Origin of the sequence: Cobetia sp. 10Alg 146, from assembly GCF_029846385.1 — a bacterium.
GTDB classification, from domain to species: Bacteria; Pseudomonadota; Gammaproteobacteria; order Pseudomonadales; family Halomonadaceae; genus Cobetia; species Cobetia marina.
Window position 1 is genome coordinate 319,338 of sequence record NZ_JARWKT010000003.1, and the last position, 21,214, is coordinate 340,551.

Genomic DNA, 21,214 nt, shown 5'->3' on the forward strand with positions numbered 1-21,214 from the left:
GCGCCTCGCGATGAGGCCGGGGCTGGCCTCGAGATGCCCCTTCAGGGAAGGTTCGCCACACCGCTTCTCGATGAAGACCAGGGGGTTGCGGCCCCGTCAGCGAACCGGCCATGGAATGGCCGCCGTCACGCCAACGATGGCCCTGACTGGTCAAGCGTGACCACGGGCACTATCATCAGCGCGTCATTCCATTCTCCAACCAAATTGGGATTCCATGGCGCAATACGTCTATACCATGAACCGGGTGGGCAAGGTCGTCCCCCCGAAGCGCGAGATTCTCAAGGACATCTCGCTGTCCTTCTTCCCGGGTGCCAAGATCGGTGTGCTCGGTCTCAACGGCTCGGGCAAGTCCTCGCTGCTGCGCATCATGGCCGGCGTGGATCAGGACTACAACGGCGAAGCGCGTCCCATGCCGGGCCTCAATGTCGGCTACCTGCCCCAGGAGCCGGAGCTCGATGATTCCAAGAACGTGCGCGAGTGCGTCGAGGAATCTCTGGCCCACATCAAGAATGCCCAGGCGGAGCTGGATGAAGTCTATGCCGCCTACGCCGAGCCGGACGCCGACTTCGACGCCCTCGCCGCGCGTCAGGCCAAGCTCGAGGACCTGATCCAGGCCTCCGACGCCCACAACCTCGAGCGCAAGCTGGAAGTGGCCGCCGAAGCGCTGCGCCTGCCGCCGTGGGATGCCAATGTCGGCGTGCTGTCCGGTGGTGAGCGTCGCCGTGTCGCCCTCTGCCGTCTGCTGCTCTCGAGCCCGGACATGCTGCTGCTGGATGAGCCGACCAACCACCTGGACGCCGAGTCCGTCGCCTGGCTGGAGCGCTTCCTGCACGATTACGCCGGCACCGTGGTCGCCATCACCCACGACCGTTACTTCCTCGACAATGTCGCGGGCTGGATTCTCGAGCTCGACCGTGGCCAGGGCATTCCCTTCGAAGGCAACTATTCCTCGTGGCTGGAGCAGAAGGACGCTCGCCTGCAGCAGGAAGCCAAGCAGGAAGCCTCACGCAACAAGGCCATCCAGCAGGAGCTCGAGTGGGTTCGCCAGAATCCCAAGGGTCGTCAGGCCAAGAGCAAGGCGCGTCTCAACCGCTTCGAGGAAATGCAGTCCGGTGATTTCCAGAAGCGCAACGAGACCAACGAGATCTACATTCCGCCGGGACCGCGTCTGGGCGACAAGGTCATCGAGCTGCACAACGTCACCAAGCGTTTCGAGGACAAGCTGCTGTTCGACGACCTGTCCTTCACCATTCCCCAGGGTGCCATCGTCGGTATCGTCGGCGGCAACGGTGCGGGCAAGTCCACGCTGTTCAAGCTGGTGACCGGCAAGGAAACCCCGGACAGCGGCGAAGTGGTGCTGGGCGAGACCGTCAAGATCGCCTACGTCGAGCAGCTGCGTGATGGCCTGGAAGACAATCAGACTGTCTGGGAAGCCGTCTCCGGCGGCCAGGACATGCTCAACATCAATGGCCATGAAGTCTCCTCGCGCGCCTATGTCGGCCGCTTCAACTTCAAGGGCACGGATCAGCAGAAGCGTCTGTCTGATCTGTCCGGTGGTGAGCGTGGTCGTCTGCAGCTGGCGCAGACGCTCAAGCAGGCCGCCAACGTGCTGCTGCTGGATGAGCCGTCCAACGATCTGGACATCGAGACCCTGCGTGCACTGGAAGAGGCGCTGCTCGCCTTCCCGGGCTGTGCACTGGTCATCTCGCACGACCGCTGGTTCCTGGATCGCATCGCGACCCACATCCTCGCCTACGAAGGGGACTCCAACGTGGTGTTCTTCGAGGGCAGCTACAGCGAGTACGAAGAGGATTACCATGCGCGTGTCGGCAACGATGCGCCCAAGCGCATGAAGTACAAGCGTATCGATGCCTGATCCGGTGATCTGAACCGCTGGATTGACCAGGACGCCCTTGCCGCTGACGCCGCAAGGGCGTCCTGCGTTTGAGGCAAGCCTCACAAGGGCGCTCCCGCTTCGCCTCTGGCACTTGCAGTCAGGCCGAACACGGGAGATAACGGAGCGAATGCTTGCCGTCACTCACGGCCGTCCGTCGCACACGCCGTCGCGCCACTCACAGGATCAGGAATTGCCCATGAATCGCTGGCTGCAACAGCCGCTGATGTGGTTACGCACCTTCACCACCAGCATAGCCTATCTGCCAAGCCTGCTGGCGACGCTCTATATCCTGCTTGGCTTGATCTCGGTGCTGCCTTCCGGCCTCCCCGAGCCACATGAACTGCCAGCCAGCGAGATGCTGAATGCCCTGACCTTCAAGGAGCACGACACGCCGCGCACCCTGCTGGCGGCACTGGTCGGGGGGCTCATTTCGCTGATGGTCTTCAGTTTCACCATGGTGATGAGCGTGCTGACCCAGGCGGGCGCACAGTTCTCCCACAAGCTGCTGCTGGGGCTGGTGACCGAGCGTCACCATCAGCTGGTGCTGGGACATTATCTGGGCAGTCTGCTGTTCCTGCTCATCAACCTGATGGTACCCAATACCGGCGATTCGCCAACGCTATGGCGCTCCATCGCGGTCTATCTGGGCGTGTTGATGATGGTCAATTGCCTGGGGATGTTCATCTACTTCATCCACCAGGCATCACAGTCCGTGCAGATCAATGCCGTGGCTCGCCGCCTGTCCGGGCGCACGCGGGTCTCGCTTGAACGACTGCGAGAGCGCAATCGCCACGACGGTTTCGGCGAGCGCCAGATCACTCGCGACACGTCACGCTGCCAGCTGCTGAGAGCAAAGCGACGCGGCTATGTGCAGCAGGTCGATTTCGCGGCCCTTCGCCAGCTGGCCATCGACCACGACATGATCGTGCACCTGGACTTCGCGCTCGGGGCCTTCATCGTCAGTGGCATGCCGCTGATGCGCATCGAATGGCCTGCGGGCCTGCCCGAAGGCGTCTCGGCGGGTGATGAGCTCGATGAGCATCATCAGGCAGAACTGATCAAGAAGCTGCGCGCGGCACTGGGCTATCTGGATGGGGAATCCGTCGATGACCTTCACGAGCACGGCCTGACCCAGCTGATGGAAGTCGCCATCAAGGCGCTGTCCCCCGGCATCAATGATCCGGGCACCGCACGCCTGTGCCTGCATCAACTCACCGAACTGCTCAGTGAGCGCATGCAGCTGCCCCTGTGCAACTGCTGCGTGGATGAGGAAGACCACATACGGGTCAGCTGGGAGATGGAGAGCTTCGACAGTCTGCTCTACCGCAGCATCTCCCCCATCCTGCACTATGGTCGTGATGACCTCTCGATCTGTCTGGCGCTGCTCTCGCTGCTCAAGACACTGTCACTGCTGGGCAGCGATGACGCGCAACTGGCATTGCTGCAACAACATGCCGACAAGGTGGTGGAGGCCATCCTTGCCCAGGCACAGTTCGAGGTGGACAGGCGCTTCATCGAGCAGGGCCTCAAGGCCGGGCATCATCGTCTGACGCTGCCAGGTACCCCGTGGTAACTTGCTGGCCTGATGACTTGCTGCTGGCCTGATGACTTGATGGCTTGCTGACCTGAAGGCCTGATGGCCTGATGAACACGCAAACGCCCGCAGCGGTCGCTACCGTCTGCGGGCGTTTGCGTCGTGATGAAAGCCGTCCGTATCAGGGCTTGCGACGCCCCTTGAAGAACGACACCAGGAACAGCACCAGGAAGACGACGAACAGTACCTTGGCGATGGTGGCCGCAGTACCCGCGATACCGCCAAAGCCGAGTACGGCGGCAATCACGGCAACGATCAGAAAGATGATGGCATAGTTGAGCATGGCAATTCCTTATGTCATGGAGAACCGGTAGTGGGCGACGACCGCAGCGGCACGACGACTGCCTCTGCATGTGGCGCCTCATTCGACGCGCTCGCCCTTCGCTCATCAGGTGTGGCTGCTGACGTGATTGCCAGAGGGCGGAGTCACGACAGACCGCTTGATCACCTTGTCCATGTGAAGATGGTAATCAATACAAGTAAAGTCAAGGCCATGTCTCGAATCGGTAAAAGATTTTCCCGCGCGGGTTGAAAGCCTCCCTCATCATCCGCAGGTCTATTTTCAGGCACACGGCAGGCGGCATCCGGTTGGCCGCACGCATGCAGCTCGGACAAGTGGCGCTGCTTGTCGGGTGCCGCCTGATCTCCATCGAAAACGCCCCGCCAGGAAGTTCCTGGCGGGGCGTTTTCGATGATGCCCATGCGTGTCGCGTCACGGCAGATCTCGTCGGCTCACACATGGGCTCAAGTGACGTTTACAACGCCGCGATCATGGCCTCGGCATAGGCGATGAGCTCCGGCTCGCTCATGACCTCGACCCGATTCAGGCCACTGTCCACGCTGGCAGGCCGCCCTTCCTTCACCAGCAGCGTACGCGGATAGCCCGCCCCACCGATGCGCTCGCTCAGCTGCGCATGTGCCTCACTCAGATAGACTCCGCGAGTCTCCTGCACGCACAGACTCACCAGCGGCAGACCACCTCGCGCCAGGGCCGCCTCGAAGGCCGGCAGCGCCGGACGCTGACGCACGGTGCAGTCCGGGCACCACTGCGCAATCTGATTGAGGACGAAGGTATCGCCGGCCGCCAGGCGTGCTTCGACATCGGCCAGAGTGGCGAGAGAAGACGTGTCATTGCTCATGGTTCACCTCAATACAGGGACGGATCGGATTTCTCTGGACGAGTCTTGAAACGGCGATGCAACCACAGGTACTGCTCGGGATGCTTGCGGATCGCCCCCTCGATGAAGGCATTGATGCGCGTGGCATCCGCGACATCATCGCCACTCGGGAAGTTGTCGAGTGCCGGGAGATACTCCAGCGTATAGGTACGATTGTCCGGATTGCGATGGAACATCAAGGGCATCACCGGCGCCCCTGTCATGCGGGCGATCTTGGCCGTCAGCTTGATGGAGGCGGCATCGATACCGAAGAACGGCGCGAAGACGCTGACGTCCCGACCGAAATCCTGATCCGGCGAATACCACACGCCATGCCCGCTCTTGATGCGGCGCACCACACCCCGCAGGTCATGACGGTCGATGGCGGTGCCGAAGATGCCATTGCGCGCGCGCGTCATGAAACGCTCGAACAGCGGGTTGTCATGCGGGCGATAGACGACATCGGCCGGGAAGAACAGCGAGTGCAGTGCGCCACCGAGATCCAGTGTCGAGAAATGGATGCCCACGATGAGCGCGCCCTTGCCCTGCGCCATGGCGCGCTCCATGTGCTCCTGACCCTTGAAGGTCACGCGGTCGCGCATGTGCTCCGGGTCTCGACACCACCCCGTGGCGGTCTCGAAGATGCCGATACCGTTGGCATGGAAGGTCTTGCGTACCTGACGCGCACGCTCCGCTTCGCTCCATTCGGGGAAGCACAGCTTGAGATTGGTGTCCGTGATATGGCGACGACGCTTGCCGAAACGCCATGCCAGCTCACCGATGCCGCGCCCCAGCCACAGCTTGGCGCACCAGGGCAGGAAGGCCGAGGCCTTCATGGCCCCGATTCCCAGCCAGGCCGGCCAGTAACGGGGATGCGCAAAACTCTCGGGGTAGGTCTTCTTGGCCATGACTCTCTCGTTCAACGGGCAACGGCGGCCATTGTAGACCGCCCGAGCCCTGCCGTCAGGTCAGGCGCACGTATCCACTGCCTGAGAGGCCATCGGGCCCGCCTCGCGTGCCTGACCACCGTGATAATGCTTGGGAACACGCGGCAGGATCCCTGTCAGCAGGGTATAGCTGATGGTGTCACAACTGGCGGCCACGCGATTGACCTCCAACCCCTCGCCCCACAGCACCACGCGAGAACCGACGCCCGCTTCCGGCAGGTCGGTGATATCCACCGTCAGCATGTCCATCGACACCTTGCCGGCCAGCACGGTTTCCTGGCCATCGACCAGTACGGGGGTCCCGTCCACCGCATGGCGATCGTAGCCATCCCCATAGCCACAGGCGACGACACCGATACGTGTCGGACGCGTCGCCACGAAACGTCCGGCATAGCCCACCGGCTCGCCGATGGCGATCTCGCGTACGGCAATGATGGCGGAAGACAGGGTCATCACCGGCTTCAGACGGCGGCTGGCATCATTGGCCCCTTCCAGCGGGTCCGCGCCGTACAGCATGATGCCGGGACGATTCCAGGCGGCATGCGATTGCGGCCAGGCAAGCGTCGCCGGGGAGTTGGCCAGACAGAGTGGCAGGGCAAGCTCAGCGGCCAGCGCTTCCACTGCCGCCATCTGATGCTGGAAATAATCGGGCGTCAGGCTGTCGGCCGTGGCGAAATGCGTCATCAGGTGAAGGTCCTGCGCCTTGCCACTCGCCACCAGGCGTTCCTTGACCGCCCTGGCCTGCTCGGCATCGAAGCCGAGACGATGCATGCCGGAATCGAACTTGATCCAGCAGGATATCGGCCCGGGGAGCGTTGCCGCCTCCAGGGCGGCCAGCTGCCATTCACTGTGGATGGCACACCAGAAGTCATGCTGCGCCGCCAGCTGGTATTCCGATGCCTCGAAGACACCTTCGAGCAATACCACCGGATGCGTGATACCGCCTTCCCGCAGCGCGAGCGCTTCTTCGATGGTCGCGACGGCAAATGCCGGTGCCAGATCTGCCAACGCACGGGCACATGCCACGGCCCCGTGGCCATAGGCGTCAGCCTTGATCACGGCGAGCGAGCGGGAATTCGGCGCCAGCTCACAGGCCAGCTGATAATTGTGGCGCAGGGCATCCAGATCAATATCAGCACGCAACGGGCGGGACATGAGGCAACTCCAGACAATGAGAAAGAGGGACAGACACGACGAATCACGCACGGGTGACGCAGCAAGTTGGGACCTGCCAACGAGCGAGCAAGGCACGCACCATGAAAAGGAGGCGGCCAACCGGAGCAGGCGTTCTCCAGCCATCAATTATTTTCCATCATCGCGCCAAGGTCACGGTGAAAACCACCAAACATCAAGCCAACTTCTTGACGTTATCTCTGGTTTTCATCAAATCAATGGCATATTCCTCCAGACAAGCATCACAGCTGTTGTCATTCACGCTTCACGGCGAGATTTCTGCCCCCCGATACGCGAACACCCCCACCGGCAATGGCCGATGGGGGTGTCAGGAGAAGCCGGTCAGGCCAGTATCAGATCACTGGGCCGGGCCATCCAGCTCGGTATCGTCTTCGTCCTGCAGAACCAGTGATACCTGACGATCGCGCTTGAGGCTCTCGTTCAGATCGCGCACGGTGTTGACGTCGATGATGCCCGCCGCCTGGCGCAGGTTGAGCAGATCCAGCACGTAGGTGTAACGCGAGGAGGCATAGTCCGCCAGGGCCTGATAGAGCGCCTGCTCGGCATCCAGCACATCGACGATGTTACGGGTACCGACTTCATACCCCGAGCGCGTGGCTTCCAGCGCGCTGCGGCTGGAGACGATGGCCTGCTTGCGCGCCTTGACCGTCAGGACGTCGCTGCGGACCTGACTGTAGAGCGAACGCACGCTCTGGGTGGTGGAACGCTGCTGGTCCAGCAGGTCGTACTGGCTCTGCTCCAGCAGGTGCGTGCTCTGGCGTACCTGCGCGGATGTGCGACCACCGGTATAGATCGGCAATGACGCCTGGATACCGATCTGGTTGTATTCCTGATATCCCCCGGAGGATGCGACGTCGGTTTCATCATAGGAGTAGGTCGCGAAGGCACCGACTTCCGGCAGATGACCGGCACGCGAGGTCTTGACGTCACCCTTGGCGACATCGACACCCTTCTGCGCGGCACCGATCAAGGGATTGTTGACCAACGCCATCTCGACCCACTTGCCACGACTGGCGGGCACCGGCGCTTCGATGGCGAGATCCTCTTCCAGCCCATCGATGGAATCGTATTGCTGGCCGGTCAATTGCTGAAGTGCCTCGAAGCTGACCTGCAGGTCGGCTTCCGCGGCAATCCGCTGGGCGCGTGCGTCATCAAAGGACGCTCTGGCCTCCTGGACATCGGTGATCGCGATCAGCCCGACCTCGAACTGCTGATTGGCCTGATCCAGCTGACGGGAAAAGGCCTTCTCCTGCGCGATGCGCGCATCCAGCACATCCCGGTTGTTGAGGATGGTGAAGTATGCGGAAGCCACATCGTACAACAGCTGCTGCTGATCGGAATCCAGCAGCAGTTTCTGCTGCTCGGTACTGTCCTTGCTGGTCGCCAGCTCATACCAGTCGGCAGCGTCGAACAGCTGCTGATTCACGTTGAGCACGATGTTGCTGTCGGTGTAATCCCCTTCCACACCGCTCTGGGAATTGCCCGTGACATCGGTGCGTGACACGGTGCCGGTGGCCGAGATCTGTGGCAGCAGATCCGAAAGCTCGATCCGCTCGTTGTCCTCGACGCTCTGATACAGAGAGCGAGAGGACGACAGGCTGGCATTGTGGGTCAGCGCATCACGGGTAATGTCGAGCAGATCGGCAGCCTGGGCCTGGGTCGCGAAACCCATCGCCAGCACCAGAGGCAGTATGCGTATGTTGGCCATGTATGCGTATTCCTGATCGGTAACAGTCAGTCGTGACCTGCATGATGCGCCAAAGGCACCAAGGCAAGGGGAGATAAGGTCGTTTCACGGGCCGGCTGATGACGGCATCAGCCCCTTCGGGGGCGGGTCGTGGAAAAAGGACTCAGTCTAATCGTCGCCTTGCAAGGCGTCCAGTTAGTTGGCTAACTTCATTTGCCTTACAGCGTTTCCATCCCAGCAACAATGCAACACGGCCCCGGTGTCGAATCATATGCACCGTCATCTTTCTGCCAACCCCATAGCCTGCCAAACCAATGCTCAGAAAATATGAAAACGGCCCGCCCGCAAGCGGGGGGCCGTTTTCATGTCGTGTTGCGTCCACTATCCAGCAGGATGTCACGGATATCGGGCCAGACGATGACAGCTGCCAGTCCCGTCGATGACATGTCAGCGAATCATTCGAAGATGGATTCCAGCGACAGGCCCTGTTTCTCGAGCATGCGACGCAGTTTCTTGAGCGCCTCGACCTGAATCTGACGCACTCGCTCACGCGTCAGACCGATCTCCTCGCCGACCTCCTCCAGCGTGGCGGCTTCGTGACCCCGCAGCCCGAAGCGGCGTACCACCACTTCCATCTGCTTGTCGGTCAGCTCCGCCAGCCACTCATCGACATGTGCCTTGACGTCGACATCGACCAGACTGGACTCGGGGCTGGTGTCATTTTCATCGGCGATCGTCTCGATCAACGGCTTGTCACTCTCGCCGCCCATCGGATAGTCCACCGAGGACACTCGCTCATTGAGCCCCAGCATCTTCTTGACCGTCTCCACCGGCTTGTCGAGGAAATCGGCGATTTCCTCGGCCGTCGCCTCGTGGTCAAGCTTCTGCGTCAACTGGCGAGCAGCGCGCAGATAGATGTTGAGCTCCTTCACGACATGAATCGGCAACCGGATGGTGCGCGTCTGATTCATCAACGCGCGCTCGATGGTCTGACGGATCCACCAGGTGGCGTAGGTCGAGAAGCGGAAACCGCGCTCGGGGTCGAATTTCTCCACCGCGCGTATCAGGCCCAGATTGCCCTCCTCGATCAGGTCGAGCAGTGACAATCCGCGATTCAGATAGCGCCGTGCGATCTTGACCACCAGACGCAGGTTGGATTCGATCATGCGCTGCCGACCGGCAGGGTCTCCCGCCTGCGCCAGTCGCCCGAAATAGACTTCCTCTTCGGGTTTGAGCAATGGCGAGAAGCCGATCTCGTTGAGGTAGATCTGCGTTGCATCCAGGCTCTGGTAGTGCTTGCGCTCTTCACGGTTCAGGGCGCGTTCGAATGCCGCCTCTTCCGCTTCAGCCTCAAGCGTATCGTCTTCCTCGACATCATCGAGGGACAGCTCCACCTCGGCCTGATCGATATCCTTTTCCAGCATGCTCATGTCGATACCCCGTTGTCTCTGGTCTGGTGCCAGGAACTTCTTGTTGTGGCAGCGGTGGACGTCAGCGCTTGGGCAGGAACTTCAAGGGATCCTTCGGCTGCCCATCCTCGCGGATCTCGAAATGCAGCTGCGCACGTTCGGCGTCAGTGGCTCCCAGAGTGGCGATTACCTGTCCGGCCTCGACAACATCGTTCTCCGAGACGCGGAGGCTGTCGTTGTGGGCGTAGGCACTCAGGTAACGGTCATTGTGCTTGAGGATGATGAGGTTGCCGTAACCGCGCACTCCACTCCCCGCGTAGACCACAATCCCCGGCCCTGCTGCCTTGACAGGTTGCCCCTTTTGACCAGCGATATCAATGCCGCCCGTCACACTCTCGGACTCACCGAATTTGCCGATGATCTCGCCTTGCGTAGGCCACTGCCAGTCAACGTTTTTTACCGGCACATAGGTTTTCTTGGCCGGTGCCGCCTCGGGTGTGGCGCCCGCAACGTTGGTCCCCTTTTCAACCTTGTCGGAGGCACTTTTCACGTTTGCCGCCGCCTTGTCACGCTCGGCCTTGGCCGCTGCCAGCTGCTCGGCCTTCTCGCGATCCGCCGTCTCCTGCGCCGCCTTGCGAGCAGCAGCCTCGGCCTCACTCGCCCTGGCCTGGGCATTGCTGCCGGCACTCTCCAGTGCCTCGCCGGCTCGGGAAGCATCGTCCGCGGCCTGTGCACGCGCAGACTCCGCCAGCGCCTCTTCACTGCCTTCCTGATACACGGGCCCCGGGCCGACGCCCGCAGCAGCGGCCGCGCCCGTGGCAGCCGCCGCGACGCCGCCGCTACCGGTGGTCAGGGACTGCGCCTGGGAAGCACGCTGCTTCTGCTGAGCAATGGCCGACTCATCCGGAGCCAGCCAGTCCGGCACCTCGCCGCCGCTGGCGATGGCGTCGTCGCTGCCGCCAAGCCCGGTCGCCACCACGCCCGTGCCTGATGCCGACCCCGATGCCGTGCCGGCCGTACGGGAGTTGCCGGCATTCGCGGGCAACGGTGCCTGAGGGTCGAGGCGCAGAGTCTGCCCGGGCTGCAAGGTGTAGGGCGGGCGCAGGCCATTCATGCGCGCCACGTCACGGAAGTCCTGGCCACTCTGCCAGGCGATGCCATAGAGCGTGTCACCGCGCTGGACCGTATAGCTGTCTGCAGTGATGCGTGTCGTGCCACCACTGAGATCCTGGATCTGCGGACGCGTCGTGGCGGTACTGCACGCCGTCAGAGCGCCCAGCGCCAGACCCGCCAGCGCCAGCTTGAATCCCTTGTCCATCATGTCAGGCATGTTCCTGCTCCTTGCGGGAATCACTGGAAGAATCATCCGGTCCTGAGCGCTCACCCGCGAACCAGACCAGCAGGATACCTGCCAGCATCAGGGCAAGCGCCGCCCACAACTGGGCAGGCTCACCTGTCACGCTGGTATAGGTCTCCGGCATCATGAATTGATAATCTAGCGGTACCTGCTCCCCCTTGGGCCCCAGTCGATAATCGGTGATCGTGCGCCAGGGCCACAGCACCGGCAGCGAGCCGAGGATGAAGCCGACCAGCAGCATCAGTGTCGCGGTGTGATGGTGACGAAACAACCATGACAGTACACGCGAGAAGGTGAACAGTCCGATGGCGCAGCCACTTCCGAACAACAGGATCAGCGTCAGATCGAAGCTCTTGATGCCTGTCATCACGGTGCCGTAGAGGCCCATGGTCAACAGCAGGAAGCTGCCGGAAACACCCGGCAGCAACATGGCACTGATGGCGATGGCCCCCCCGGCGACGATGACCCAGGGCGCATCAGTGCCCGCTGGCAGAAGGCTGGGCAGCTGACTGGCCAGTACCAGCCCCAGCACCAGCCACACCAGATACCCGACCCTGAAGCCGGTAATGCGCCGCGCCACGACCACACCGGAACACACCACCAGACCGAAGAAGAAGGCATTGAGCAGCAGCGGCTGCGCCTCCATCAGCCAGGTGACGAGGTGCGCCACGCTGATCAGGCTGGCGAGAATGCCGGCGGCAAGCGGTAGCAAGAACGCCAGATTCAAGTGCTGCCACAACGCCTTGACGCCCTGTTGACGCCAGACACCGATGGCGGAAGGTCCGAAGCGCTTGATGGTTTCGATCAATTCTTCATAGATGCCCGTCACGAAGGCTATCGTGCCTCCCGAGACGCCGGGCACGGCATCGGCAGCGCCCATGCCCGCCCCCTTGAAGAACACGCTCAATGCTCGTTTCACCTGATCACTCCCTCGAGCAACGGCACGAAGCGCACAGCCTCGAGCCGCTGAATATCCTGAGTGTCGCCGACGTGGCGCACTCGTGTCAGCCATTGACGATCACTGCCGTCTTCCGCCAATGGCACGATCATCACTCCCTCCGGTGCCAGCTGCTGGAGCAATGCCTGTGGCAAGTGCGAGGCACATGCCGTCACCACCACCAGATCAAACCCCGGCAGGGTCACCGACTCCTGTGCGGCCGTCTCACGCGCCGTGGTCTGCCAGCCGTGCCCGCCATCGGCGTGACGCAGCTGGACATTGTCCAGCCCGAACCACTCAAGCCGCTGCCGGGCACGCAGATGCAACAAGGCGATGCGCTCCAGCGAGGCCACCTGACCGAACAGCCGCGCCAGCAGCAGGGTCTGGTAGCCCGAACCGGTGCCGACCTCCAGCACTCGACACTGCTCGCGCGGGCGCGGTGCCGAGGCCAGAGCCAGCTCCGTCATGCGGGCATGCATGTAGGGCTGCGACAATGTCTGCCCCTGCCCCAGCGGCAGGGCGGTATCCTCATAGGCGCGATGCGCCAGCGCCTCATCGAGAAACAGATGGCGCGGTTCCGCCGCCATCAGATCCAGTACCCGCTCGTCCTGGATGCCAGCCTCTTCCAATCGCGTGGCCATGCGATCACGCGTTCGTTGAGAGGTCATGCCGATACCGCTCAACTGCGCGGCATTCGGGCGCTCCAGGCGCATGGGCACCGGTGGCGATGAGGTTCGAGTGGCCGACGAATCCGCCATGGCTTGCCCACTCTCAGACTGCGCGGCGGGAAAACCGTTCTGATACACGTCCTTCATGACATCGAATTACATCCTGTCGACCGACGCGCCTGCGCCGGCTTGCTGATCGATCCCCGACCCCCCTGACCGCCAGGCGGTGGCGCGCGAGGTCAACTCAGTGCTTCCAGCCACTGCTCCACATCCTGACGCGCCGCATGGGAGGTCAGGTCGGTCATCAACGGCGTGATGGACACATAGCCGGCCGCGATGGCCGCGAAATCGGTGTCCTCACCATCGTCGACTCCGTCCCCGGCCAGCGCGATCCAGTACCGGGTGCGCCCGCGAGGGTCCTGCACGGCGATCGGTGCGCCCGCCGGACCACGATGCCCCTGACGCGTGACGCGAAATCCGCGGATCTCGTGCCAGGGAACATCCGGCACATTGACGTTGAGCAGCGAACGCGGCGGCAAGGCCAGCGTCTCGGCCGCGCCGACCAGACTCGCCGCTACACGCCCTGCCGTCTCGAAATGGGTCTTGCCACACAGCGACATCGCGATCGCCGACATGCCCAGCGAGCGGCCTTCCATCGCCGCTGCCACAGTGCCGGAATACAGCACATCGTCTCCCAGGTTGGCACCGTGGTTGATGCCGGAGATCACGATATCCGGTTTCTCGTCCCAGACACCGTTGACCCCCAGATAGACGCAATCGGCAGGGGTGCCGTCGACACTGTAGAAACCGTTGTCCATCGCGGACAGCATCAGCGGGCGACTCAGGGTCAGGGAGTTGCTGGCACCCGAACGATCACGGTCCGGTGCCACCACGCGAATTCGCGCGTGATCACACAGCGCATCATGCAGGGCCTTGAGCCCGGGGGCATGTACCCCATCATCATTGGAAAGCAGAATCTTGCGCATCGTCTCACCTGTTCATGTTCATCGCGGTGTCATGTCGTGGCGCACGCTGGGCAGGCCGCTACAGCAGCGGGTGGGCAATCAGCTCACGCAACAGGCCGGTGGCGAAGCTGCCGCGCGGAAGATCGAAATGCAGCCACGCACTGGCCGCAGTCGCCTCGGCATCGGCCTGGGTCGGCGTGATGGCCCACTCCAGGCGGGCATTGGCAGGCATCAGGCGCAGTGGCCGACGCTCGGCCTTCACGCCAGCCTTCTCGAGGCCGTCACAGAGCTGGGGCCAGCTGGACGCCAGCACCTGCTCAAGCGCCGCGACCTGCGCATGGGACTCGCCACGGCCGGTGCCCCACAGCGGGCCCGTGGGGTGGATATCCCCGTCGGCAAGGCGCCGGGTCAGCGTCTCGACAGCTTCGCTGCCATCGGTGACGAAGCGCGATCCCGTCCCGTCGAGCGCGAACACCTCACCGCTCAACGCCGTCGCCCAGCAGCCAGCCTTGAGGCGCGCGGCCAGCACTTCGTTGAACAGGAAGCTGCGCGCGGTGGACAGCAGCATGCCGCTGCGATCATCACGCTTGCGCCAGCCACGTATCAGTACGGCGCGTGCACGCCCCAGATTATGCCCCTGGTGCCCGAAACGCTGCGGACCGAAATAGTTGGGCACCCCATCGCGTATCAATGTCTGCCAGCGAGTCTCGAAATCCGGATGGGCCACGGCCTCGCCGCTCACTCGCAGCGCAAAGCGATTGCCGCGATGCACGCCACGCTTGAGCTTGCGCGGGTGCCGCACGCTGGCCAGCACGCGGGCCCCCTTCTCGGCCAAGGCCTCACTCAGATGCTCAGGGGCTTCACGCCCCGGCAACCATACCGAGACCCACTGTTGGGTAATCGCCTGCTTGTCCTTGAGTCCCGCCACGCCGATGTCACGCGGTGCCACGTCGCAAAGACCTGCCAGTTCGCGGCACAGCTCGTCAGTGGTCAGACCGCGCTTCTCGATCCAGAGCCACTGGTGCTCCCCGTGACCTTCGGGCACGAAGTCCATCAATTCCGTGACGCGAAAGTCTTCCGGCGTGTGTCGGAAGTCACCTGCGCCCAGCGGGCCCCCATGGGCATGCGGCCAGCGCTGCATCAGCTCGGCTTCCTTGACCCATGGCTCGCTGCCGGCGGCTTCCAGTGCCGTTCGCGCCGCGACAGACAGCGCATCGGACTCGGGCGGCTCAGACATGGCATTCACTTCAGACATGCTCGGCTCCACCCGCGGCGGGCAGCCTGCCAAGCACCGCCACGGCTTCGGCGGCGATGCCTTCCTTGCGACCGGTGAAACCGAGACGCTCGGTAGTGGTGGCCTTGACGTTGACGACCGCCACCGGCACACGCAGGTCCTCGGCGATCACCTCACGCATCGCCTGGATGTGCGGCGCCATCTTGGGGGCCTGCGCCATCACGGTGAGATCGACATTGCCGACCCCGAAACCAGCGGCATTGATCAGCCCGACGACGTGGCGCAGCAGGCCGCGACTGTCCGCCCCGGACCACTCGCTGTCGGTATCCGGGAAATGCTTGCCGATGTCGCCCATCCCGCAGGCCCCGAGCAGCGCATCGCACAACGCATGCAGCAATACATCGCCATCGGAATGCGCCACGAAACCGTGTTCGTAGGGGATCTTCACGCCGCCGATCATCAGATGATCGCCGTCGCCGAAACGGTGGACATCGAAGCCATGCCCGATGCGCAGTGACATCGGGACATGCCCGGAGGTCGCGGGGGAGGTCGTGGAACTCGAAGTGTCGGGGGTCACGGGATGATCCATCATGTCAGGCAGGTGTCCGGGGTCTGTCGGCGTGATCCTCGCGGGCCGCCAGCAACAGGCGCGCCATGGCGAGGTCTTCCGGATGGGTGATCTTGAGATTGTCGCGCGCCGCGGGCACCAGCACGGGGGATCGTCCACAGGCCTCGAGTGCCGAGGCCTCATCGGTGATGCGCTCGGGCTGCTCCGCGAGGGCGGCACGCAGCGCCGTGCGCAACAGGCCCAGCGGAAATGCCTGGGGCGTGAAGGCATGCCACAGCCCTGTCCGGGATTCGGTATGCGCGATGCGCTGCGCTGAGCCCTCGGTACGTTCCACGCCATGGCTCAGCGCAGCGGCCCGCTTCATGGTGTCACTGGCGGGAGCGGCCAGGATGGCGCCGTCATCACTCTCGCGTGCCGCCTCGACCAGCGCCAGAATGTCGCTCTCGCGGACACAGGGACGCGCCACATCGTGTACCAGCACGAGGTCATCATCACTCGCCACTCGGCTCAGACACTCGAGTCCCGCCAGCACGCTGTCGGCACGCTCGCTGCCACCATCGGCGCGCAGCCACTCCTGCCATGGCACCATCGTCGGCGTGAAATAGGCATCCTCCGCGCCCAGCACCAGACACAACCCGGCCTCGGGCAATGCGCGCCTGAGGGTGGTGAGGGTCGCCTCCAGGACACTGCCGCCGGGCGTCAGTTCCAGATACTGCTTGGGACGGTCAGCCTGCATGCGGCTGCCCACGCCTGCGGCGGGTACCAGATACCAGAGACGCGGCGCCGGGGCATCATTCATGCGAGTCATGGGTTGAGCACCTTGGGCAGGCCCTCTTCCAGTCCCTTGCCTTCCAGCGCCCCTTCCGCCACTTCATCCGCGGACGAGACCTGGCGCTTGGGTACCTCGACGTTGGGCACCCACAGGAACTGCTCATCCTTGCGCACCATGCCGAGATCGTTGCGCGCACGCTCCTCGATGGCCGCCAGACCATTCTTGAGGTCGACCACTTCAGCGCCCAGGCGTTGATTGCGGTTGTCCAGCTGCGCCGCTTCCTTGGAGAGCTGCTGCACGCGGGCACGGATGTCGAACAATTCGGTGACGCCATTTTCGCCCCACCACAGCCGGTACTGGAGCAGAGCCAGCAGTAGCAGCAGTGAGATATTGATCCATTTGAGCATGGCAGTGTCCTTGGCCGTTGCAGCGGGCATTATGCCATCATCAGGGGACGCCGCGCAGGCTCTGCCACGCTTGACTGCGTCCTCGCCAGCGCACGTCTTTCCTCGGGGCGATTGGCGCCCTGGCGCTCATCGCCCGTCACGTCCCTCAAGGAGGCCCACCATGTACAAACTGGCATTCTTCGTTCCACACGAAGCACTGGAAGGTGTCAAGGAAGCGCTTTTCGCCACGGGTGCCGGACGCATGGGCGAGTACGAGGCCTGCTGCTTCGAGACGCGCGGCACGGGGCAGTTTCGTCCGCTGGCCGGTGCCAATCCGCATATCGGCGAACGCGGCACGCTGGAACGTGTCGAGGAGGTCAAGGTCGAGATGGTGTGTGAGGACGCGCTGATTCGCACGGCAGTGGCCGCACTGCGCGAGGCGCACCCCTACGAGGAAGTGCCGATTGACTGCTGGCGACTGGAAAGCTTCTGAAGGTGCGATGCCCACCCCGGTCACGCCGTCAAGCGACGGCAGGTCCCGGGGTGAAGCCTGACCACGGCCCGCTCAGTGCTTGGGCAGATGTGTCGTCTTGAAGAAGCGCTCGCGCGTCTCGAGATCGATCTGTTCCAGATGCAACGGGAATTCGCCTTCTCCCTGGCGGGCACGACGGTCCTCGAAATAGCGCCTCAGCGTCACTTCCATGGTCGGGAAGGCCAGTGACTGCCAGGGAATCTCCTCTTCGGCGAACAGCGCCACCTCGAGACTCTCGATACCCGCGGAGAAATCACTGGTCAATTCGGCGCGAAACAGCATGTAGACCTGATTGATGTGTGGCAGATCAATCAGGGTGTAGAGGCCCTGGAGATTGACCTCGGCCCCCGCTTCCTCACGCGTCTCGCGGGCAGCGGCCTCACTGGTGGTCTCCGCGTTCTCCATGAAACCGGCCGGCAGTGTCCAGTACCCCAGGCGCGGTTCGATGGCGCGGCGACACAGCAGCACCTTGCCATCGCGTATCGGCAGGGTACCGGCGATGATGCGTGGATTCTGATAATGGATGGTGCCGCAGCTATCACACAGGTAGCGCAGTCGATCATCTCCTTGTGGCACCGCCAGACGCACGGTCTCACCACAATGGCTGCAGTAGTTCATTCGCTCTCCCGTGAAACTCTTGAACGCCGATGCCCGGGCTCGGCTTCTGGAAATGGTGCCGCTGACTCGGCCGGCTGTCACCTCACATCTTGACCGCCTCACATCCCACGCCACAAGATGAAGGTCAACGAGGACCCGACATGCTAGAAGCTCTGCGCCAGCGCCTGCAATCCCATCACCCCCGTATCGTGAGCAACGACCAGCCACGCGCTGCGGTACTCATCGCGTTGATCGACCGCCCGGAACCGACGCTGCTGCTCACGCAACGCGCCAGTCACCTGAGTCAGCATGCCGGCCAGGTCGCCTTCCCCGGTGGCAAGGCGGAGCCGGAGGATATCAGTCTGCTGGCCACGGCGCTGCGTGAGGCCGAGGAGGAAGTGGCCCTGCCCTCCGGCGAAGTGGAGATATACGGGCAACTGAGCGATGTGATCTCGCTGCACGGCATGACCGTGACGCCTTTCGTGGGACGCATCGCTCCCGACCTGCCGCTGCGCGCCGACCCCGGCGAGATAGCGCATATCTTCGAGATGCCACTGAGCATGCTGCTGCGCGATGAACGCGCCCACACCGACGTCATCCGCGTGGGCGATGACACCTGGTACGTGCCCGGCTATCAGGTGGCCGGGCAGCTGCTGTGGGGGCTTTCCGCGATGATGCTGGTGGAGATGATGGCCATCGGGTTCGGACACACCATCAGCCTGTCCTCCCCGCCACCGCCCGGGGCTCCGTTGCGCCACCTGCCACCTCGCCCCCATGCACCACGGGCATGAGCCTCTGGCGTGATTGACGCATGTCTCGCGGGCTGAGGATTGCCAGGCCTTCACTCAAGGCATTGCGCCCCTGCGCGTGCTGCTCTATAACACTGCGCCTTGATGCCTTCTGCCCTTTTTCCGGAGCGCCCGATGCCCGCTGCACCCGCCCCACTGCTGGACCCCACCGCGCTCAACCTGCTGATCGATGAACTGGTCGAGCATGGCTACAGCGTGCGCCCGGACTTTCTGCCGGTACACCTGATCCGCCATCTCAATGACGAGTTGCGGGCGCTGGAAAGCCATCAGCGACTGACGGCTGCGGGAATCGGACGCGGGCGAGAGCATGACCTTCGCCCGGACATCCGCGGGGATGCGATTCGCTGGCTGGATCGCGATTCGCGTGCCCAGCGTGCCTACCTGGAGGCGATGAATGTCCTCAAGGATGAACTCAACCGTGCCCTCTATCTGGGGCTGTTCGAGTACGAGGCGCATTTTGCCCACTATCCGGTCGGCAGCTTCTATCGCAAGCACCTGGACAGCTTCCGCGGGCGTGGCAATCGCCTGATTTCCAGCGTGCTCTATCTCAATGCCGACTGGCCGGCGGACGCCGGTGGCGAGATCGTGCTCTACGACCCCGAAGATGACAGCCGTGAAATCCGGCGTGTCACCCCCGAGGCCGGGACCTTCGTGTGCTTTCTTTCCGAACGGATCCCCCACGAGGTGCTGCCGACGAAACAGGCGCGCGCCAGCGTGACCGGCTGGTTCCGCCGCAACGCCTCGCAGGGCAACCTGGTCGACCCCTCCCGCTAGTGCGACCTACTCCTCTACCCTCACCTCCCCCCTTGCGACGTATGTGAGGCATGCCGCTCACACAAGGCCTCAATCTGCGTTGCGCCCGTCGGATGCCTCGCCATGGTGGGGCGTCTGGCGCAGGCTTTCACCCTCATGAGTCTCGATCTCCTCGAGACTATCCAGGGACGCCTCGGTGATCAGCTCCGGCATGTCGACGGCCAGCTCGCGAGTCACCTCGACCAGCGGGTCATTGACCTCGGCATCCCGCAGGTGCTCCTCGGCGGCCTCGACCAGTTCCGGCCCGACGGCAAGCTCCGTTCCCAGGGGCGTCTGTGGCGCATGGGTCTCGAAGGGGGCCAGCGGCTGCGGCGCCGGACGCATCACGCGTCGCCAGACGAAGAAGGCCAGCATGCCACCGCCCATCACCGCCAGACTCAGCGCCATGCCGGGCATGGCACCCATCTCGGCCATCGGCAGTGATACGGCCGGCGGTGACAGGGTCGAGCCCACGGCATTGATCAGCAACAATCCCTGACTCATGCGCACCAGCGCCCCGGCGGGGGCACGGTCTGCCGCATGGCTGACCGCGACCGGATAGAGCGTGAAGGCCGCGCCGCCGAGCAGGAACAACACCGTCAACTGCGCGATGCCTTCGCGTGCCGGCCCCATCAGCAAGGCGGCGAACCCGATGATGGCCACCGACAGGATGATCAATACCTGCTGACGATCATGACTGTCAGACCAGCGCCCGATGGGATACTGCAGCAGCATGCCGCCGAGAATCACCAGCGCCATGCGCTGCCCGATCTCCGCGGTGTCCAGCACGCCGCCCTCCCCCAATGCCAAGGGCAGCAGGCTGTAGAGCACTGCCACCACCAGCCCCGAAGCCAGGCAGCCGAACACGCCGGTCGGTGTGATGCGAATCAGACGCCAGGGACTCAACGGCTCGGATTGCTCGATCAGCGGTGATACGCGCGGCAGCAGCACCAGCGGCAATACGGACGCCGCCGCCAGCATCGCCACCAGCATGAAGGCCGCCTCGAGACTCAGCATGGCGGTTACTCCCAGCAGCAGCTGCCCCAGCACGCCCGCGCCATAAAGCACGATCATGTAGAGCGCCAGCAGGCGTCCGCGTACGGCAGGGTCGGCGGCACTCAGCAGCCAGCTCTCGATGACCAGATAGACGCCGACCAGCGACCAGCCGATCATCATGCGCAGCAGGAACCACACCACGGGATGATCTCCCAGTCCCATGGCCAGGGCGGCGACTGCCACCAGCGAGGCGAAGCCGGCGTAGGCTCGGATGTGTCCGATGCGCAGCAGCAGGCGGTCGTTGACCAGCGCTCCCAGTCCAAGCCCCAGATAGTAGGCGGAGCTGATCAGGCCGATCGCCTCGCTCGAGACACCGGCGGCAGACAGCCGCAGGGGGACCAGCGAAGTCAGCATGGCATTGCCGATCCCCAGCAAGGCAAGGCCCAGCAAGGGCGCGAGAGACATCAACAACAGATGACGGGGCATGACCAGTTCCTCGGCCAGGCGCAGGACTGCGTTCGGCCAATGCCGCAAGGTGCGGAGAGCTACGGGAGAGGGAAGCGCCCTGCAGGAATCTCGCAAGGCGCGGGCAATATAGTGACAGTCTGCGCCAAATCCAAGTGTTTTTGCGTCAGCTTCACGTCATTTCGCGACATCGTTCATTGTCTCGCCCCGAATCTCGCGGCCAGCCCGGTCAGGCGCACACGCGTGGGGCG

At 63.4% G+C, this 21,214-nt stretch carries 21 protein-coding genes; 5 read left to right on the forward strand and 16 right to left on the reverse strand.

Going from position 1 to position 21,214, the window contains the following annotated elements:
• Nucleotides 1-214: 214 nt before the first annotated feature.
• Together ettA and QD172_RS07420 are read left to right on the forward strand one after the other, a co-directional pair.
• Nucleotides 215-1,876 (forward strand): energy-dependent translational throttle protein EttA, encoded by a 1,662-nt coding sequence (gene ettA / locus QD172_RS07415; protein WP_077375059.1) that lies wholly within the window; start codon nt 215-217, stop codon nt 1,874-1,876.
• A gap of 217 nt (nt 1,877-2,093) precedes the next feature.
• Nucleotides 2,094-3,470: a DUF2254 domain-containing protein gene (locus QD172_RS07420; protein WP_279855360.1), complete on the forward strand. Its 1,377-nt coding sequence runs from the start codon at nt 2,094-2,096 to the stop codon at nt 3,468-3,470.
• Between the two features lie 142 nt (nt 3,471-3,612).
• Here the strand turns inward: QD172_RS07420 and QD172_RS07425 are convergent, their stop codons facing one another.
• From QD172_RS07425 to ftsB, 14 genes are all read right to left on the reverse strand, one after another.
• Complete coding sequence (locus QD172_RS07425; protein WP_084208047.1) at nt 3,613-3,774, reverse strand: DUF1328 domain-containing protein; 162 nt, start codon at nt 3,772-3,774, stop codon at nt 3,613-3,615.
• A 472-nt stretch (nt 3,775-4,246) separates the two neighbouring features.
• Entirely contained in the window at nt 4,247-4,630 is a 384-nt protein-coding gene (locus QD172_RS07430) for a hypothetical protein (RefSeq protein WP_084208046.1), read from the reverse strand.
• Between the two features lie 8 nt (nt 4,631-4,638).
• A complete protein-coding gene (lpxL, locus tag QD172_RS07435; RefSeq protein ID WP_077375072.1) occupies nt 4,639-5,556 on the reverse strand; it encodes an LpxL/LpxP family Kdo(2)-lipid IV(A) lauroyl/palmitoleoyl acyltransferase in 918 nt (305 codons plus the stop codon).
• A gap of 60 nt (nt 5,557-5,616) precedes the next feature.
• Nucleotides 5,617-6,750, reverse strand: a complete 1,134-nt coding sequence (gene alr, locus QD172_RS07440) for an alanine racemase (RefSeq protein ID WP_279855361.1) — start codon at nt 6,748-6,750, stop codon at nt 5,617-5,619.
• A 376-nt stretch (nt 6,751-7,126) separates the two neighbouring features.
• Nucleotides 7,127-8,497, reverse strand: coding sequence for a TolC family outer membrane protein (locus QD172_RS07445; protein WP_077375077.1), 1,371 nt, complete (start codon nt 8,495-8,497; stop codon nt 7,127-7,129).
• A gap of 434 nt (nt 8,498-8,931) precedes the next feature.
• Nucleotides 8,932-9,906: an RNA polymerase sigma factor RpoS gene (gene rpoS, locus QD172_RS07450; protein ID WP_077375080.1), complete on the reverse strand. Its 975-nt coding sequence runs from the start codon at nt 9,904-9,906 to the stop codon at nt 8,932-8,934.
• Between the two features lie 61 nt (nt 9,907-9,967).
• A complete protein-coding gene (locus QD172_RS07455; RefSeq protein ID WP_254696544.1) occupies nt 9,968-11,215 on the reverse strand; it encodes a peptidoglycan DD-metalloendopeptidase family protein in 1,248 nt (415 codons plus the stop codon).
• Nucleotides 11,208-12,161: a DUF368 domain-containing protein gene (locus tag QD172_RS07460; RefSeq protein WP_240499669.1), complete on the reverse strand. Its 954-nt coding sequence runs from the start codon at nt 12,159-12,161 to the stop codon at nt 11,208-11,210. The genes QD172_RS07455 and QD172_RS07460 overlap by 8 nt, the downstream gene beginning before the upstream one ends.
• Nucleotides 12,158-12,892, reverse strand: coding sequence for a protein-L-isoaspartate(D-aspartate) O-methyltransferase (locus QD172_RS07465; protein ID WP_279855444.1), 735 nt, complete (start codon nt 12,890-12,892; stop codon nt 12,158-12,160). Before QD172_RS07465 ends, QD172_RS07460 begins: the two co-directional genes overlap by 4 nt.
• Before the next feature lie 194 nt (nt 12,893-13,086).
• Nucleotides 13,087-13,833, reverse strand: coding sequence for a 5'/3'-nucleotidase SurE (gene surE, locus QD172_RS07470; RefSeq protein WP_136938778.1), 747 nt, complete (start codon nt 13,831-13,833; stop codon nt 13,087-13,089).
• 58 nt (nt 13,834-13,891) lie between these two features.
• Entirely contained in the window at nt 13,892-15,067 is a 1,176-nt protein-coding gene (locus QD172_RS07475; RefSeq protein ID WP_307722818.1) for a tRNA pseudouridine(13) synthase TruD, read from the reverse strand.
• Complete coding sequence (gene ispF, locus QD172_RS07480) at nt 15,060-15,566, reverse strand: 2-C-methyl-D-erythritol 2,4-cyclodiphosphate synthase (RefSeq protein WP_169477230.1); 507 nt, start codon at nt 15,564-15,566, stop codon at nt 15,060-15,062. The genes QD172_RS07475 and ispF overlap by 8 nt, the downstream gene beginning before the upstream one ends.
• Before the next feature lie 73 nt (nt 15,567-15,639).
• Nucleotides 15,640-16,422: a 2-C-methyl-D-erythritol 4-phosphate cytidylyltransferase gene (ispD, locus tag QD172_RS07485; RefSeq protein WP_279855362.1), complete on the reverse strand. Its 783-nt coding sequence runs from the start codon at nt 16,420-16,422 to the stop codon at nt 15,640-15,642.
• A complete protein-coding gene (gene ftsB / locus QD172_RS07490) occupies nt 16,419-16,793 on the reverse strand; it encodes a cell division protein FtsB (RefSeq protein ID WP_279855363.1) in 375 nt (124 codons plus the stop codon). The genes ispD and ftsB overlap by 4 nt, the downstream gene beginning before the upstream one ends.
• Before the next feature lie 160 nt (nt 16,794-16,953).
• On the opposite strand from ftsB, the gene QD172_RS07495 reads away from it, so the two are divergent.
• A complete protein-coding gene (locus tag QD172_RS07495) occupies nt 16,954-17,265 on the forward strand; it encodes an NGG1p interacting factor NIF3 (RefSeq protein ID WP_084208043.1) in 312 nt (103 codons plus the stop codon).
• Between the two features lie 72 nt (nt 17,266-17,337).
• On the opposite strand, the gene QD172_RS07500 is transcribed toward QD172_RS07495, so the two are convergent.
• Nucleotides 17,338-17,922 carry an NUDIX hydrolase gene (locus QD172_RS07500; protein WP_084208042.1) on the reverse strand — a complete coding sequence of 195 codons (585 nt, stop codon included), beginning with the start codon at nt 17,920-17,922 and terminating at the stop codon, nt 17,338-17,340.
• A gap of 140 nt (nt 17,923-18,062) precedes the next feature.
• On the opposite strand from QD172_RS07500, the gene QD172_RS07505 reads away from it, so the two are divergent.
• Both QD172_RS07505 and QD172_RS07510 read left to right on the forward strand, forming a co-directional pair.
• On the forward strand, nt 18,063-18,692 hold the full coding sequence (locus tag QD172_RS07505; protein WP_136938781.1) for a CoA pyrophosphatase: 630 nt from the start codon (nt 18,063-18,065) through the stop codon (nt 18,690-18,692).
• A 132-nt stretch (nt 18,693-18,824) separates the two neighbouring features.
• Nucleotides 18,825-19,484, forward strand: a complete 660-nt coding sequence (locus tag QD172_RS07510) for a 2OG-Fe(II) oxygenase (RefSeq protein WP_279855364.1) — start codon at nt 18,825-18,827, stop codon at nt 19,482-19,484.
• 69 nt (nt 19,485-19,553) lie between these two features.
• On the opposite strand, the gene QD172_RS07515 is transcribed toward QD172_RS07510, so the two are convergent.
• Complete coding sequence (locus QD172_RS07515; protein WP_279855365.1) at nt 19,554-20,984, reverse strand: MFS transporter; 1,431 nt, start codon at nt 20,982-20,984, stop codon at nt 19,554-19,556.
• Nucleotides 20,985-21,214: the final 230 nt, after the last annotated feature.

What these genes read in the sequence shown, in the direction of transcription:
- QD172_RS07515 (WP_279855365.1), bottom strand. Translation starts at nt 20,984, where the DNA reads ATGCCCCGTCATCTGTTGTTGATGTCTCTCGCGCCCTTGCTGGGCCTT.
- ispD (WP_279855362.1), bottom strand. Translation starts at nt 16,422, where the DNA reads ATGACTCGCATGAATGATGCCCCGGCGCCGCGTCTCTGGTATCTGGTA.
- QD172_RS07465 (WP_279855444.1), bottom strand. Translation starts at nt 12,892, where the DNA reads ATGCGCCTGGAGCGCCCGAATGCCGCGCAGTTGAGCGGTATCGGCATG.
- lpxL (WP_077375072.1), bottom strand. Translation starts at nt 5,556, where the DNA reads ATGGCCAAGAAGACCTACCCCGAGAGTTTTGCGCATCCCCGTTACTGG.
- ftsB (WP_279855363.1), bottom strand. Translation starts at nt 16,793, where the DNA reads ATGCTCAAATGGATCAATATCTCACTGCTGCTACTGCTGGCTCTGCTC.
- QD172_RS07445 (WP_077375077.1), bottom strand. Translation starts at nt 8,497, where the DNA reads ATGGCCAACATACGCATACTGCCTCTGGTGCTGGCGATGGGTTTCGCG.
- QD172_RS07500 (WP_084208042.1), bottom strand. Translation starts at nt 17,922, where the DNA reads ATGAACTACTGCAGCCATTGTGGTGAGACCGTGCGTCTGGCGGTGCCA.
- ispF (WP_169477230.1), bottom strand. Translation starts at nt 15,566, where the DNA reads ATGTCACTGCGCATCGGGCATGGCTTCGATGTCCACCGTTTCGGCGAC.
- alr (WP_279855361.1), bottom strand. Translation starts at nt 6,750, where the DNA reads ATGTCCCGCCCGTTGCGTGCTGATATTGATCTGGATGCCCTGCGCCAC.
- QD172_RS07495 (WP_084208043.1), top strand. Translation starts at nt 16,954, where the DNA reads ATGTACAAACTGGCATTCTTCGTTCCACACGAAGCACTGGAAGGTGTC.
- ettA (WP_077375059.1), top strand. Translation starts at nt 215, where the DNA reads ATGGCGCAATACGTCTATACCATGAACCGGGTGGGCAAGGTCGTCCCC.
- QD172_RS07475 (WP_307722818.1), bottom strand. Translation starts at nt 15,067, where the DNA reads ATGTCTGAAGTGAATGCCATGTCTGAGCCGCCCGAGTCCGATGCGCTG.
- rpoS (WP_077375080.1), bottom strand. Translation starts at nt 9,906, where the DNA reads ATGAGCATGCTGGAAAAGGATATCGATCAGGCCGAGGTGGAGCTGTCC.
- QD172_RS07430 (WP_084208046.1), bottom strand. Translation starts at nt 4,630, where the DNA reads ATGAGCAATGACACGTCTTCTCTCGCCACTCTGGCCGATGTCGAAGCA.
- surE (WP_136938778.1), bottom strand. Translation starts at nt 13,833, where the DNA reads ATGCGCAAGATTCTGCTTTCCAATGATGATGGGGTACATGCCCCCGGG.
- QD172_RS07510 (WP_279855364.1), top strand. Translation starts at nt 18,825, where the DNA reads ATGCCCGCTGCACCCGCCCCACTGCTGGACCCCACCGCGCTCAACCTG.
- QD172_RS07425 (WP_084208047.1), bottom strand. Translation starts at nt 3,774, where the DNA reads ATGCTCAACTATGCCATCATCTTTCTGATCGTTGCCGTGATTGCCGCC.
- QD172_RS07420 (WP_279855360.1), top strand. Translation starts at nt 2,094, where the DNA reads ATGAATCGCTGGCTGCAACAGCCGCTGATGTGGTTACGCACCTTCACC.
- QD172_RS07505 (WP_136938781.1), top strand. Translation starts at nt 18,063, where the DNA reads ATGCTAGAAGCTCTGCGCCAGCGCCTGCAATCCCATCACCCCCGTATC.
- QD172_RS07455 (WP_254696544.1), bottom strand. Translation starts at nt 11,215, where the DNA reads ATGCCTGACATGATGGACAAGGGATTCAAGCTGGCGCTGGCGGGTCTG.